Genomic DNA, 14,487 nt, shown 5'->3' on the forward strand with positions numbered 1-14,487 from the left:
CAAAGTATTTTCCTCTAACTCACACGCTATTCTTTCACAGCCACATCGTGCATTATCTCATCTTGTGTGCGCTTGACTACTTTAGATGATTCCATCCACGATACTTCATAGATTTTTTCTATCACGCGATAAGTCGCACCCAAAAACGACAATGGCAAGCACACTAGGAAAATCCACAAAGGCACATTGTGAAACGCCTCGCTATATCTCCCCAAATCCATATACAGCTCCACTGTCAAAAATCCAGCATACGCCATAAATGCCAAAAACACCGCGCTTAAAATGTGAGAGAAAATCACGCAAGCCTTTGCAAGCGCGGGGGGGAATCTCTCCACAAGCACCATAACGCTAATATGCACTCCTTTGCGAAATCCATACGCCGCACCAAAAAGCGCACTCCATATAAAGCAATAGCTTGATAGCTCCTCACCCCAAGTGAGTGAGTGCACTTCGGGGTAGATGCTTGCGATGAAGCGCGTAGCGACATTTAGCGCGACTATGACTACACCTACTGCTAGTCCAAACACGGCGATATTTTTGTTTATACCAGCGATGATGACATCAAGGATAGAGAAGATTTTATTTACGCTAGGGCTTAGATGAGCCCATTTGAAAGGCTTTTGCAAGTATAAAAGCAGAGTTTTCATTATGATTCCTTATCTAGCCTTTTTAAGTGCGTTTTGGCTTTTTTAAGTTTTATGCTTTTTGATTTTTAGCACTACTTATTTTTGCTTCACTTGAATTTTGCTTAAAAAGGACTAGCAGATTTTGGCTTATTTTGCACTATTTGTGTATTTGCAATGCAAGCCATACTCTGCATTATAACATTTTATGGTGTTTTTAAAACTTTTTAGAGAGTTTTTATAAAATCTAGCAAAACTAGCTAATTTGAGACAGCATTAAGAAATAAACAAAAAAGATAAAAACAAAAAATAAATCTAATACGATAAAAACCCAAAATACTAAAAAACACTATGAACCCAAAATTTCCGCTCATTTAAGCGTTTTCATATTTTTAGTGTTTTATAATGTGTTTTTTAATTACTTTATTACCAAATTTTGCATATAAATATTTAAGGAAATAAGAATGTGGCTTAATCGACAGATAGGGAAAAACTTTCGAGAAGAATACGCGATAAAAGATAAGATTTTGGATGTGAGAAGCGAGCATATTTTGGAGCTTTTTCGCACGGACGCACTAGGGCAAATCGCACTTTTTGATGAAAGCGAAGTGCTTGTAGAGAAGTTTTTGCACATAGAGAGTGAGCTAGTGGCACATATCGGTGCGTGCTGTATCCAAGAGAGACTACAAACCCCACCAAATCCACTAACCACAGATAAAGCAAACACACAATCTAGTAACCAAGCTATTGCGCACAATTCCTTGATACCACACAACGCTTTGATAGTAGGGGGGTTTAATCTAGAGATTGCATATCAGCTTTTTAAGCACGATATGCACACATTTTTTGTCCAAAGCGATAGCAAAGTGCTTGATTCTCTTATCAGCTTTTTGCCACATTTTAAAGAAGTGAGAGAAAATCCGCTTTTTACACATTGCGCGAAAATGATTGATTTGCCTATCCAAAAATACTCCCTAATCATTCATAACCGCACGCCAAATCCACACGAAATAGACGCTTTAATAAGGCTTATGCAAGAAGAAAGTATCTTTATCGCTCCACTGCCTCACCCGCTTTTTGAGGAAGCAGAGTTTGAGATTTCACTAAAAGATTTTGGCAAATTTTTTAGCATTGTTATGCCATTTTTTGCACCCATTTTTAGCCACAAAGCATTTGTTTTTGCTTCCAAGCGCATTCACCCGCTAGCTGATTTTTGGCTACAAAAATGCGATATGATAGAAAATCTAGCCTATTATAATGCCGACATACACGAGGCTGCATTTGCACTAAGCACAAATCTAGCAAGCACAAATCTAATCAAAAGCTAGCATACAAATCCTAAAAACTTAAAGAATAAAAATGTCAAAGATTGATGATTTTAGTAGCAACGATGAGATTATCTGTGATTCATTGTTTTTGGATTCACCATTTTTGCCCCACGCTATTGTGATTACAGGGGGAATCGCAAGCGGGAAATCCACCTGCATAAAAATGCTACAAGAGTGGGGGTTTAGCGTGGTGTGTGCTGATAGTATCGCTCATCAAGTGCTAGAAGAAAACGCAGATAAACTTGTAGAAATATTTGGAGAAGAGATTTTGCTAGATTTTGATTTGAGTGTGAAATCCACCCCAAAATCTTTTCAAAACTCACAGCCCAAAATCAATCGAAAAGAGCTAGGTAAAATCATCTTTGCAGATGATAAAAAACGCAAACTCTTAGAATCCATAACCCACCCACAAATCCACGCCAAAATCTATGCCAAAGCCCAAGAGCTAGAAAAAACTTTGTCTCAAACATCACAAAATAACGAGCAAAAAAAATACTATTTTTTAGACATACCGCTGTTTTTTGAGAGCGGTGGAAAAGCGCGGTATAACGCACGATTTTCCTTAAGTATCATTACGACCAAAGCCTTGCAGTTGGAGCGGATTTTGCGCAGGGATTTGCTTAGTCTAGAGCAAGCACAGCAGAGGATAAATTCTCAAATGCCAAGTGTAGAAAAAATGCAAAAAAGTGATTTTGTGTTGTTTAACAACACAACTTTAGAGGAGCTAGAATCTAGCCTAAAAGACTTCATAGAAATGCTTGATTTGTGCGAGAAAAGATAAAAAGCAAGCGTGATATAAAATACGCACTAAATATTTTTCCGCTTGCTTTATCTGTTATTTATCTGTGGTGTGATTTACCTTGTATTTACGAGTTTATTTTTGGAAATCGCTGTGAAAAAAATCTATATTGAGCTTAGTGATATTTGTCATCTCTCTTGTAGCTTTTGTCCCGCTACTAAAGGAAAAAGGGGGATTATGAGTGTGGAGGATTTTGGGCATTGTTTGGAGGAGGCTTTGAGATTTAGTAGGCGCATTGCTTTGCATATTTTGGGCGACCCTTGCGCGTTGCCAAATCTAAATTTATACCTAGAAGCGGCACGCAACAAATCAAAATCTCCACAAATTGAGCTAGTTACTTCAGGTGCATTTTTTGCCAAACATAGCTTAGATATGCTTTTATCTCCGCCTATATATCAGCTCTCTATTTCGCTAGAAGCAGGCGTGGATAATTTCGCTCACTCTAGCGATAAACGATTTAGCGTCTATCTTGATTCTCTTACAAAAGTTTTTGACATACACATAGCAAATCCACGCGTTTTTCTAAACCTTAGAATCCAAGATAAGCGCACATTGCAAGATAAAGATATGTTGCAAATCATTACAAAATTTTTAGCTCCATTTGTGGACTTTGGATTTTGGGATAGAAGTGCTAGTAGAAATGGCATAAATAGCGGAAAAGCAAAAAAGCTATTTATGGAGGGCAAGATAGAGGAGCTACTTGATGCAAAGGGCAGAATCCGCTTGTGGAAAAATGCTCTTTTGGTGGTAAAAAATAGCTTTGTTTGGGCTGGATTTGCACCTAAAAATGAACGAAAAAATCACAAATGCTATGCCTTGCGCGAACAAGTGGGAATCCTAAGCAATGGTGCAGTAGTCCCCTGCTGTATGGACGCACAAGGAGAGATAAATCTAGGCAATATTCTTACCACACCACTAAAGCAGATTTTATCAAGCAAGCGAGCACAAAATATCATCGCAGGATTTGAGATAGGAGAGGTGCGTGAAAATCTTTGCAAAATCTGTGGATTTTGGGAGTGAGGTTTGGAAGTTTTTGGTGGGGATTTGAGATAGTTTTTGAAATAGAAAAAGTAAAACTTAAAGCCGTAAAACAAAGATACAAAAAACGAGGCAAAATGTCGCAAGCAAAATAAAGCAAAACAACAAGAGCAACACAAAGCAAATAAAGATTACCTCATTTTGCTTTGTGTCGCTTAAAACACTGCTCTATCTCCACTCTGCTTAATTTTGCTTTACTTCAATCTTATCTTTGATTTTTTCAAATAGCTTTGCACCGATACCTTTTATGTTTTTTAGTTCTTCGATTTTCTTAAAAGGTGTTTTTGTTCGGTATTTGATGATTTCATCAGCTTTTTTATCACCGATTCCTTGCAAAGTCATTAGCTCTTTTTTCGTGGCAGTATTGAGGTTTATAGCAGCCAAAGCAAAGTTTGCAAATACAAAAAGAGGGAGTAAAAATGCAACTAGAAGTTTTTTCATTGAAATGTCCTTTATTGAAGTTTTATAAGTTTTTTATGTCGGCAGAATCTATCAAAATAGAACAAGCAAAATCAAAGAAATTTCATCGCCACTTCATCAAGGCAGGGCTAAAAATAAATACTTTTTATTAAGTGTCTAGATGCTAAATTCAAGCACAACAAAAAAGCGCGATTCTAACTACACTACACTTAATGTGCGCTTAAAATATTGGGTATTTTATAAATTTTATTCATTTTTGTTGTTATTTTGTGTGTTTTTACACGCTAGACTTGCACTCTAATGTGTTGCTAACTCATTTAAGCTATAATTCAAACAAAAACCACATTATGAAGGACGCGAATGGACAAAAGCTATTGGACTAAATTTTATGCTAAGCACAAGGTTGGGGGTAAGCCCTCGCTATTTGCGCAGTTTGTGTGGGATAGCTACCTACGCCAAATGCAAGTGGATAAAAAATCAAACGCAAATTCCCACGCATACAACGCACAAATACACACAAACGCCAAAGCGCACGCAAACACGCACGCAAACGCAAATACAACTTTAAGCGCAAACAACGCACAAAACGCGCAAGCAGGCACAAAAAGCTCTCACACACCGCAAGACACTCTCTCATTGCTCGAGCTAGGTTGTGGCAACGGACGAGACGCGCTATTTTTTGCCAAAAACAAAATCCAAACCACCGCCATAGACCAAGTGGCTGATGAGATTAGCTACCTTGCCAAGCATTGCGCCACCACCACAAAAGGCATAGCAAACCCACACTTTATCGCAGGGGATTTTACCAACCTTAGCGCGATTTTTGAGAGGGGGGGGGTAGATAGCGCGTTTAGTGGCACAAAAGATGACGCGCTCACTACCCAACGCGAAAATGTTTTAGATGAAAAATCAGGGTTGTTACACCACGAGCGAGGAGATAGAACTCAAAGGTTCATTGACAAAGCAAGTAGTAAGCTCATCGATTTGTCGCTAAACCCACGCTTTGATTGCATTTACTCACGGTTTACGCTCCATTCTATCACGCACGCACAACAAGAAAACCTCCTCTCCCAAATCCCACACTTCCTTGCTCCAAGCGGGATTGTCGCTATCGAAGCAAGAGGCAAGAAAAACTCCCTATATAAACAGGGCGAACCTGTGGAGGGAGAAGCAAATGCCTTTATCCACGATAGCCATTATCGCAGGTTTGTAGATTTTGAAAGCCTTTGTGAAGTTCTAGAATCCCAGCTAAATCTCACAATCCACTTTGCCAAAGAGGACAGAGGCTTTGCGCCATTTAATGGCGAAGATGACTACTTTTTCCGCGTAGTTGGCATCGCACGCAACGAGAGAGAGAGAGAGAGAGAGAGAGTAAAAGAGCGCGACCAAGCCTTATACGCCTTTGTCATTCTCATCAAGCTAGATTCTAGCGAGCTAGGAGTATCCTATGCCGCATAATCCTAGCCACACAACCCCCAACAAAAGCCAAAAACACAGCACAAAACCTAGCGTATATGTCGCTATGAGCGCGGATTTAATCCACCCGGGGCATATCAATATCCTAAAAATCGCCAAGCAGCACGCCGATGAGATAGAGGGCGAAGTAGTCGTAGGACTGCTTACTGATAAGGCAATCGCTTCTTACAAACGCCTGCCTTATATGAATTACGAGCAGCGCAAAGCCGTGCTAGAGTCTATCGCATTTATCGATAGGGTAATCCCCCAAGACACGCTAAGCTATGAGGGCAATATCCGCGCGCTAAAGCCCGCCTTTGTCATACACGGCGATGATTGGAAAAGTGGCGCACAAACCAAAACCCGTCAAAATGTGCTTGACACGCTAGAGGAGCTAGGCTGTGGCACACTTATCGAGCCAAGCTATACAGAGGGCATTAGCTCCACGCAGCTAAACGCAAACGCCAGAGCCATAGGCATAAGCACCAATGCTAGGCTTTCTCTGCTTCGCAGACTAATAGATGCCAAAGTCCCTTTGCGCTTTATCGAAACGCACTCGGCAATCTCTGCGCTCATCGCACAAAATGCTTTCGTAAATCACGGCGGCACAAAAATCGAGTTTGACGGCTTTTGGAGTAGTTCGCTTACAGATTCTACAAGTCGTGGCAAGCCAGACATAGAAGCAGTAGAGCTACAAAGTCGGCTAAACACCATAAATGAAATCTTTGAAGTAACTTCTAAGCCACTTATCTATGATGCCGACACGGGTGGGAAAGTCGAGCATTTCGCTTTCACTGTTCGCAGTCTAGAGCGCACAGGAGTGAGCGCGTGTATCATCGAGGATAAAACGGGGCTAAAGAAAAACTCACTTTTAGGCAACGATGTCGAGCAAACCCAAGATAGCATTGAAGACTTTTGCGACAAAATCCGCGCAGGCAAAGAAGCACAAATCACAAGCGATTTTATGATTATTGCACGCATTGAGAGTTTGATTTTGGATAAAGGCTTACAAGACGCACTAACCCGTGCATTCGCTTATGTCGAGGCAGGAGCTGATGGCATAATGATACACTCTCGCCACAAAGACCCAAAGGAGATTTTGGATTTTATACGCGCATTCCGCGCCAAAAACTCACTAACGCCTATCGTAGTCGTGCCAACGAGCTTCAATGAAATCACGGCGCGTGAGCTAGGAGAGGCAGGGGCAAATATCATCATCTATGCAAATCACTTGCTTAGAGCGAGCTTCATAGCGATGAAGCAAGTCGCGCAGGGGATTTTGGAGCACGACAGAAGCGCGGAAATAGAGGGGCAATGTATGAGCGTAAAAGAGATACTCTCCCTAATCCCGGGCACTATTTAGCCGTGTGCTTGATTTTTTTGGCTTAATCTCCCTCCCAAAAATAAAATTGTGGCGGAGGGGATTAGGGGGTGGGTAATCGTGAATCTAGATTCACGATTCAAGCACAAGCGCGAACTTGTAAAACTAAAAATCTAAATTTGTAAGGAACTTCAAATGAACAATAACAAGATTGTAATCTTTGGTGCGGGCAACTGCGGACGCCTAATCGCACAAAATCTCCTTAAAGAGGGCGAGCAAATCCTTTGCTTTATCGACAATGACCCGCTAAAAACAAATGGCACTATCACGCTTAATGGGGGGGGGGAGTAATACATTGAGTGCCTATCCTATCAAGCAAAGCGAGGCGTTGAGTAAGCTAGATTTTGACTCCGTGATTGTTGGCACTTTCACAGGGTTTTATGAAATCCGCGCTCAACTAGAACAAATGGGAATCGCGCGTGAGAAAATCGACACAAGCCATATCGAGCTAAGTGTCCGCGCTAGAGAAGCGTTTTTGCAAGATTTTGCTAGCGAAGCAAAGTCTCAGAATCTAGAGGGCAATGTAGCCGAGCTAGGCGTCTATCGTGGGGATTTCGCACGCAAAATCAATGAGTGCTTTAGCGATAGGGTGCTCTACTTGTTTGACACTTTTGAGGGCTTTTGGGACAAAGACTTAGCCCAAAGCAAAGACGGCGCAATGGGTGCAAGTCTAGGCAAAAAGCACTTCTCAAACACAAGCGTAGAGCTCGTGCTAGGCAAAATGCCACACAAAGAGCAGTGTATCATAAAAAAGGGTTGGTTTCCCCAAAGTAGCGTTGGGTGCGAGAATGAGCGATTTTGCTTTGTCAATTTGGACGCGGATTTGTATGAGCCGATTTTGGCGGGGCTAGAGTTTTTCTATCCCAAAATGGTAAGCGGAGGCGTGATTTTAATCCACGAGTATTTTTCCTCTGGCTATGTCGGCGTGCGCGAAGCTGTGGGCGAATTTATGCGTAAGTCGCGACTAAATCCAGTGCTAAAACTTCCAATCGGGGATAATCTAAGCATAGCCATTATCAAGCCCTAGAATGTAAGATAGAATGCAGGCGTTTCTAGAATCTAGATTCTAGAAACACACGCGGGGCGAATTTAAAAACAAAAGGATAAAGAAATGCAAACAGAGGCTTTTGGAGCGGAGCTAAAGCGGATGGGATTTTGTGATTTTGTGGGCGTGCCTTGTAGCTACCTCGCACCACTTATAAATTGGGCGATAAATGAGAATGTGTTTGTGATGGCGAATAATGAGGGGGAGGCGGTGGCAATCGCAAGCGGAGTGAGCCTTGCTTGTGCGTTGCCTTTGAGCGATAAATCGGGGAGTGCTTGCGCTCGCTTCGTCAATGAACCTCAAAGTTCTATTTCCTCGCTCGCTTCGCACAACCCCGATTTCTCATCTCAAATGCTTCCGCACAAAAACGCAAAAGAATGTAACGATTTTGGAAATAGTGTGGCTTCAAAAAATTCCCCCTCCTTTGCGGAGGGGGTTAGGGGGTGGGTAAAAGATTCCCGCGAAAATGCCAAAAATACAAGCGCGTTGGGCGAAGTATTGTCGAGTGATTTTAAGGGTTGTGCGAACACGCAAGCGAAAATAGGACAAAAAAGTCCATTGAGCGAAGCGGGTGAAGCATCTCCCTTAAAATCGCCGACAAGACACAGCCCAAGAAAATATGGCGTGGTTTTAATGCAAAACAGCGGGCTAAGCAATGCCCTCTCACCCCTCACAAGTCTAAACCACACCTTTGAAATCCCCATACTTGGCTTTGTCTCCCTGCGTGGCGAGCCAAATCAAGCTGGGCAAAACACCGATGAGCCACAGCACGAATTGCTAGGGAAAATCACCGATAAGCTACTACAAACTTGCGAAATAGAGTGCGCGTTTTTGGATTCACACTTTGAGGTGGCGTGCGAGCAGTTGGCACAAGCTAAGAAGGTGCTAGAGTCAAACAAAAGTTTCTTTTTTATCGTGCGTAATAGTTGCTTTGAAAAAGTCGCCCTCACAAATAACCCTTTAGACAATTCGTCTTCGGGTAATCATTGCACAGATTTGCTAGATTTTGGCAAAATTTGTCATACTGAGCTTAGCGAAGTATCTCAAAAGGCACAAAGAGATTCTTCGCCTACGGCTCAGAATGACAAAGACAACGCCCCAAAAGACTCCGCGCAACCCACGCGATTAGAAGCATTACAAATTATCCAAAATCTCGGCAACGATTGCGCCCTACTCGCCACCACAGGCAAATGCGGGCGCGAGCTCTACGAGCTAGGAGACAAGCCAAATCAGCTCTATATGGTGGGCTCTATGGGCTGTGTGAGTGCGCTAGGGCTAGGCATCGCACTCAAATCGCGCAAAAAAGTCATCGCTATTGATGGCGATAGTGCGTTGCTTATGCGACTTGGCACGCTAAGTGGCAATGCCTACTACGCAAAGCTCGCAAACAAGGGCAATCTCTGCCATATCCTGCTAGATAATCAAAGCCACGATAGCACGGGCGGGCAGTTCAACCTCTCGCCTTTTGTGGATTTTGTCGCTATCGCAAAATCTTGTGGCTACGCGGTGGCAAGGGAAGCGCAAACTTTAGATGAGTTTGACAAACTCTTGGGCGAGTTTGTAAGCGCGAAAAGTGGTGGCGCGTGGTTTATCTACCTTTCAATCGCAAAGGGGAGCAAAAAAAACTTAGGACGCCCCAAAATCACGCCAAAGCAAGTGGCATTGCGATTTGGCGCGTGGCTAAATGAAAATCTAGAATGTGCAGACACACAAACTATAAAGGCAAGCAAGCAATGAAATTTACCTATCACAATCCCGTGAAAATCCACTTTGGCGTGGATTGGCTTAGTGCGATTGGCGACTTGGCGCAGAGGTGCAAAAATGAGCGATTTTTGCTCGTTACAAGCAAGGGCTTTAGCAAAAGGGGGCTAAGTGAGCAGATTGCAAACGCTTTTGGTAAGCAACTTGTAGGCGTTGTCGATGAGATTTTGCCAAATCCGCAGCTAAAGCATTTGGGTGATATAGCTTCTAGGCTTAAAGATTTTGATTGCATTGTCGCGCTTGGGGGCGGGAGCGTGATAGATAGCGCGAAGTTTTTCAGTGCATACAATTCGTCTTTGGGTGCATCTTTCGCACTTGGAAAAAATTTTGAGCGTTCGCAGACCATTAGTCTAGTCTCACGCCCAAAATTTTTTCCAAATACAAAACTTCCACCACAAATACTAGAATTGGATTCAAATGCCACAAAATCGCACGAATCCGCCGAATCTACAAACTCGCTGGGCGAAGTATTGTCGAGTGATTTTAAGGGTTGTGCGAACGCGCGAGCGAAAATAGGACTTGAGCGTCCATTGAGCGAAGTGCGTGAAGCATCTCCCTTAAAATCGCCGACAAGACACAGCCCAAAAGACAATGTCCAAGCAAAGCCTATCTATGCTTTCCCCACCACTTCTGGCACTAGCAGTGAGCTTACCCACTGGGCGACTATCTGGGATAATGACGCCTTTATCAAGCACTCTTTGAGTGATGAGATTCTCTATCCAAAAGAAGCGTTTTATGACCCGAGATTGACTTTGAGTTTGTCGCACGAGACTACGATACACACGGCACTTGACGCGCTAAGCCACAGCTTTGAGTCCATTTGGAACAACAACGCAAACCCTATCTCCACGCACCACGCCTTACGCTCCATAGAGATTATCCTGCGCGACTTGCCCGCTTTGGCAGAAAATCTCCAATCGCTAGAGTTGCGAACAAGCATAATGCAGGCGAGTATGTGTGCTGGGCTTGCATTTAGCAACACCCAAACCGCACTAGCTCACGCGCTAAGCTATCCGCTGACAATGAGATTTGGCACGCCACACGGGCTTGCGTGTAGCTTTAGTCTGCCCTTGCTTTTGGAGTGCTTGCCAAAGCAAAGCCACGCTTACACGCTTCTATCGCCATTTAGGGCACGACTTTTGGAAGTCTTTGAAGCCCTAGAGATTTCGCCAAATCCAAAAGACTATGGGCTAGACTCTGCATTTATCAATGAAATCTTTGCCACTCTAAACGCCCGAGCAAAAAACGGAATTTTTGACATCAAGCGCGTGAAAGAGGTGTTTTTGAGAGAAGCACTTTTGGGCTAATTTTTGGCTAAAATCTCTCACCCAAGATAAAAAACAAACCCCTGCACAATGTAAAAAATCAAAAAAGACACAAACCAAAAAACCACCCGAAAAATCAACCAAAATCATCACGCCATAGACGCGCCAAACCCCTACCACCGATAGCCAAGTGAAGCGGTGTAGATATATAGTCCGCCTAGCCCGCCGCTGTGATACATAGAGGACATAGATGACTTATAAGTCCAGCTTCCTGCTAGCCCGAAGTCAAACCCTCGAAAATTGCGCTTCGCACCGATTCCTACCATATAGCCATCGCTATCGGGGATACCGATTTTGTCCTGCGGGCTTGGGGCGGCATCATAAGCGATAGAGCCCATAAGGCGATTTTTTTTGCCTAGATATGTCGCTCCTAGCCGAAAGGTATTGGTATCCCTCCAGCCCGCACCCATATTGCTTACCACACCAAAGTCAGCGATACCCACCATATCTTTTAGGCTAGCACCTCCTTGAGTCTCCCACACATCTCGGTAGCTTACAAGCCCGCTTAGCCCCTCATATTTGGCGTTTTCAAAGTCTGGCGTTACATTAAACTTCCACCCCCTGCTCCAAAATGTCCGCTCATACACTCCCTCTAGTCGCACTCTTTTGTCGAAAAACTCTTGGGCATAAGCCACAGTTAGGATTTCTGGCATTTGCACGGCGATTTTTAGCGGAGCGGTGGTAAGCACATTGCCCATAGCACCACCTACATAAGTAAGGGCTTTTACCTCCCCGCTCATATCAAACTTCACAGGGGAGTTAAACACGATACTTAGCATACCGCTATCTATCACTCTTAGCGAAGCTGCCAAGCGATACCCCACGGATAAATCACTTCCCTCTGACTTTTGATAGACTTTGGAAGTGCCATAAAGATTGGTGGTTTCGCTTGTTACGCTACCCATTAGCGCACCCCAATCCACGCATTCTACCCCGCCTGTGGTGCAGCCATCTATTTTGACATTAAGCCCAAAAATCTTTAAAAATCCCGATACAAAATCGTTTTTTAATACATCTCCTACAATTCCATTTCGTATGGATTCTGGGATAAGTATATTTAGGGCTTCTGGGTGTTTAGCTAGGTTTATGATTTGCTCAGTGGTAAGTGAGATTCCCTTACCCTCTTTATCTAGCGGGACATACACGACATTGTTAAATTTCCCCATAGCATACATTCCACGCAAACCAAACCCCACAGAGAGTCTATCTGCGATTGTCCAAGATATACTTGGACTTGCTTCTATCATCATTATAAACACATCTTGGAGGAACTCCCCTCCTTTGCCTGCCCACTCCATAGCTAGCCCCGAGCTAGCCACAAAGCTAAAGCCTAGCGTTACTCCGTGATTGGTGCGGGATTTGTAAAAAAATTTGGGCAAGATAAAGTTCGTATCCCCCGTGCTACCTGTGATGATTTGAGAGTCTGGGTCGGAGTGGTTTAGTATGATAGATTCTTGCAAGCTTCCTAGTCCTAGACCGGGGAAAATCTTTTTCATAGTTGTGATAATGTCGTCCATACTTTTTTCAAACCTTAGCGTAGTCTTTGAGTAAAGCCCTTGATTTGTCGTAGGGACATCAAAGCTAAAGCCGGGGATTTTTATCAGCGAAGTGGCTAGCTCAAATTCACTTTTGTTTTCTCCCCAATCATTGCTAAACCCCATATTTGCGGGATTGTAATAGCTAGCATCCGCTCCTCTAGCCCCTGCTACATAAGCCGAGCTAAGTGCAGTGGCATTTAGGCTTTGCTCTTGGATTTTAAATCCATTTGCACTTAGGCTAGATACAAATGCAAAAAATGCTAAGATTTTTATGTATTTTTTATACAAATTCATTTTCCTTAATTTTAGATTTTGCCACAAAAGTGCCGACACAAGAATCGTTATATGATTTTTTTTTGCATCTATTCCCTCGATTTTGTTTTTTTTGTGTTTTTTGACTTTTTTGATTTTGTCATACTGAGGGCTTTCAAGCCCGAAGTATCTCAAACGAAAATCTACCCACCCCCTAGCCCCCTCCGCAGAGGGAGGGGGAAATGAGATATTTTGCTTTTTGCAAAAGCTCAATATGACAATAAAACTTCTATACGATAAAAATATACTTTTTGATTCCAAATACACCACTAATATACCCTTCCCTAAATCCCTCTGCTACGGGGAGGGACTTTTTCTTTATTAGCCACTTCCCCGCAAATGATAAAATTGTGGTAGAGGGGGAAGTTTCTCATTTAAAAGCCCCCTCCCTCTGCGGAGGGGGTTTGGGGGTGGGTTCTTTTAGATTTTCGCAAAATCTCGCAATGACAAACGAGCACGTAAATATAACAATAAACGCACTCAATGCAAATAAAGAACCAAAAAGCCATTTTACCAAAAAAAAAAAAAAAAACGACTTCAAAAACGGGCTCAAACTCACTTTGGCAAAACAAAAGGCGTATCTTGATACACGCAAAAATTGAGCCAATTACTAAAAATCACGCTAGAATCCGCACGCCAAGAGAACTTTGGCTTGCCTTGCTTACTAAAGTAGTTTTTGGGCTTTTTTATGGGGAGCTTTTTAGCCTTGTCGCGCTCATATTCTGCTAGCAGCGTATCTGCGTCATACTCTGGGTGTCCTAGCACAAATATATCTTTGCTATCTTTTAGGGCGGTTATGCCACTTTTTTTGCCCTCTAGGAGAATCTTTAGCTCCGAGCATTTGCACTGGGCATAGATATGGGCTGGATTCATACTAGAGTGGCGAGAATGGGGCATTTTCACACTATCACCAAGCCCTGTAAATAGCACATCAGAGCACTTAATAGAGTGGCTAAAAATCCCAAATAACTTTTTGTCTAGGGCTTGCTTTTGGATACCATAGAAATGATATAGCCCAGCCATAGCTCCCCAGCAAAGATATAGCGTAGAAGTGCAGTGCTTGCGCAAATACTCCATAATCTCTACTAACTCTTTCCAATACTCTACCTCCTCAAACTCCAAATGCTCGATAGGCGCACCTGTAAGAATCGCGCCATCAAAACTCCTATGCTTGATAGAATCAAAATGCACATAGAACTTATCTAGGTGGCTTTTGGGCGTGTTTTTACCTACATAGCTTTGCGTGGTAAGGAGGGTGATATTGATTTGCAAGGGGGAGTTTGCAAGCAGGGACAAAAGCTGATTTTCTGTCTGAATCTTTGTGGGCATAAGGTTTATGATGAGAATCTCTAGGGTGCGAATGTCTTGGTGCTTGGCTCGCGCAGTATCCATTACAAAAGCGCGCTTTTGCAGTGCGCCAAATGCTGGAATGTCTTTGGGAATAATGATTGGCATAGTGCTA

The 14,487-nt window shown here is 42.9% G+C and carries 14 protein-coding genes; 10 read left to right on the plus strand and 4 right to left on the minus strand.

Going from position 1 to position 14,487, the window contains the following annotated elements:
• Positions 1-26: 26 nt before the first annotated feature.
• The gene (locus HMPREF2086_RS08260; protein ID WP_023928309.1) at positions 27-647 is read right to left on the minus strand and encodes a TRAP transporter small permease; all 621 of its coding nucleotides are present in this window, start codon (positions 645-647) and stop codon (positions 27-29) included.
• 440 nt (positions 648-1,087) lie between these two features.
• On the opposite strand from HMPREF2086_RS08260, the gene HMPREF2086_RS08265 reads away from it, so the two are divergent.
• From HMPREF2086_RS08265 to HMPREF2086_RS08275, 3 genes are all read left to right on the plus strand, one after another.
• Positions 1,088-1,951 carry a spermine/spermidine synthase domain-containing protein gene (locus HMPREF2086_RS08265; protein WP_023928310.1) on the plus strand — a complete coding sequence of 288 codons (864 nt, stop codon included), beginning with the start codon at positions 1,088-1,090 and terminating at the stop codon, positions 1,949-1,951.
• Positions 1,952-1,982: 31 nt separating this feature from the next.
• Positions 1,983-2,732: a dephospho-CoA kinase gene (gene coaE, locus HMPREF2086_RS08270; RefSeq protein WP_023928311.1), complete on the plus strand. Its 750-nt coding sequence runs from the start codon at positions 1,983-1,985 to the stop codon at positions 2,730-2,732.
• 111 nt (positions 2,733-2,843) lie between these two features.
• The gene (locus HMPREF2086_RS08275) at positions 2,844-3,770 is read left to right on the plus strand and encodes a radical SAM/SPASM domain-containing protein (protein WP_148374514.1); all 927 of its coding nucleotides are present in this window, start codon (positions 2,844-2,846) and stop codon (positions 3,768-3,770) included.
• Positions 3,771-3,971: 201 nt separating this feature from the next.
• On the opposite strand, the gene HMPREF2086_RS08280 is transcribed toward HMPREF2086_RS08275, so the two are convergent.
• Entirely contained in the window at positions 3,972-4,229 is a 258-nt protein-coding gene (locus HMPREF2086_RS08280; protein ID WP_023928313.1) for a ComEA family DNA-binding protein, read from the minus strand.
• Between HMPREF2086_RS08280 and HMPREF2086_RS11705 the strand changes: the two genes are divergently transcribed.
• The 7 genes from HMPREF2086_RS11705 to HMPREF2086_RS10980 all read left to right on the plus strand — a co-directional run bounded on the left by HMPREF2086_RS11705 (position 4,208) and on the right by HMPREF2086_RS10980 (position 11,157).
• Positions 4,208-4,360: a hypothetical protein gene (locus HMPREF2086_RS11705; protein ID WP_156921328.1), complete on the plus strand. Its 153-nt coding sequence runs from the start codon at positions 4,208-4,210 to the stop codon at positions 4,358-4,360. The genes HMPREF2086_RS08280 and HMPREF2086_RS11705 overlap by 22 nt on opposite strands.
• Positions 4,361-4,568: 208 nt before the next feature.
• Positions 4,569-5,666, plus strand: coding sequence for a class I SAM-dependent methyltransferase (locus HMPREF2086_RS08285; RefSeq protein ID WP_023928314.1), 1,098 nt, complete (start codon positions 4,569-4,571; stop codon positions 5,664-5,666).
• A 64-nt stretch (positions 5,667-5,730) separates the two neighbouring features.
• Positions 5,731-7,026, plus strand: coding sequence for a phosphoenolpyruvate mutase (gene aepX, locus HMPREF2086_RS08290; RefSeq protein ID WP_034561702.1), 1,296 nt, complete (start codon positions 5,731-5,733; stop codon positions 7,024-7,026).
• A 153-nt stretch (positions 7,027-7,179) separates the two neighbouring features.
• The gene (locus tag HMPREF2086_RS12170; protein ID WP_023928316.1) at positions 7,180-7,335 is read left to right on the plus strand and encodes a hypothetical protein; all 156 of its coding nucleotides are present in this window, start codon (positions 7,180-7,182) and stop codon (positions 7,333-7,335) included.
• Complete coding sequence (locus HMPREF2086_RS08295) at positions 7,301-8,071, plus strand: TylF/MycF family methyltransferase (protein WP_232219101.1); 771 nt, start codon at positions 7,301-7,303, stop codon at positions 8,069-8,071. The genes HMPREF2086_RS12170 and HMPREF2086_RS08295 overlap by 35 nt, the downstream gene beginning before the upstream one ends.
• A gap of 84 nt (positions 8,072-8,155) precedes the next feature.
• Positions 8,156-9,826 carry a thiamine pyrophosphate-dependent enzyme gene (locus HMPREF2086_RS08300; RefSeq protein WP_023928318.1) on the plus strand — a complete coding sequence of 557 codons (1,671 nt, stop codon included), beginning with the start codon at positions 8,156-8,158 and terminating at the stop codon, positions 9,824-9,826.
• Positions 9,823-11,157, plus strand: a complete 1,335-nt coding sequence (locus tag HMPREF2086_RS10980) for a phosphonoacetaldehyde reductase (RefSeq protein ID WP_023928319.1) — start codon at positions 9,823-9,825, stop codon at positions 11,155-11,157. The genes HMPREF2086_RS08300 and HMPREF2086_RS10980 overlap by 4 nt, the downstream gene beginning before the upstream one ends.
• Positions 11,158-11,288: 131 nt before the next feature.
• On the opposite strand, the gene HMPREF2086_RS08310 is transcribed toward HMPREF2086_RS10980, so the two are convergent.
• Positions 11,289-13,007 carry an OmpP1/FadL family transporter gene (locus tag HMPREF2086_RS08310; RefSeq protein WP_051397686.1) on the minus strand — a complete coding sequence of 573 codons (1,719 nt, stop codon included), beginning with the start codon at positions 13,005-13,007 and terminating at the stop codon, positions 11,289-11,291.
• A 573-nt stretch (positions 13,008-13,580) separates the two neighbouring features.
• Positions 13,581-14,480 (minus strand): homoserine O-succinyltransferase, encoded by a 900-nt coding sequence (locus HMPREF2086_RS08320; RefSeq protein ID WP_023928321.1) that lies wholly within the window; start codon positions 14,478-14,480, stop codon positions 13,581-13,583.
• Between the last annotated feature and the right edge of the window lie 7 nt (positions 14,481-14,487).

This window comes from Helicobacter macacae MIT 99-5501 (genome assembly GCF_000507845.1).
Classification (GTDB): Bacteria; Campylobacterota; Campylobacteria; order Campylobacterales; family Helicobacteraceae; genus Helicobacter_B; species Helicobacter_B macacae.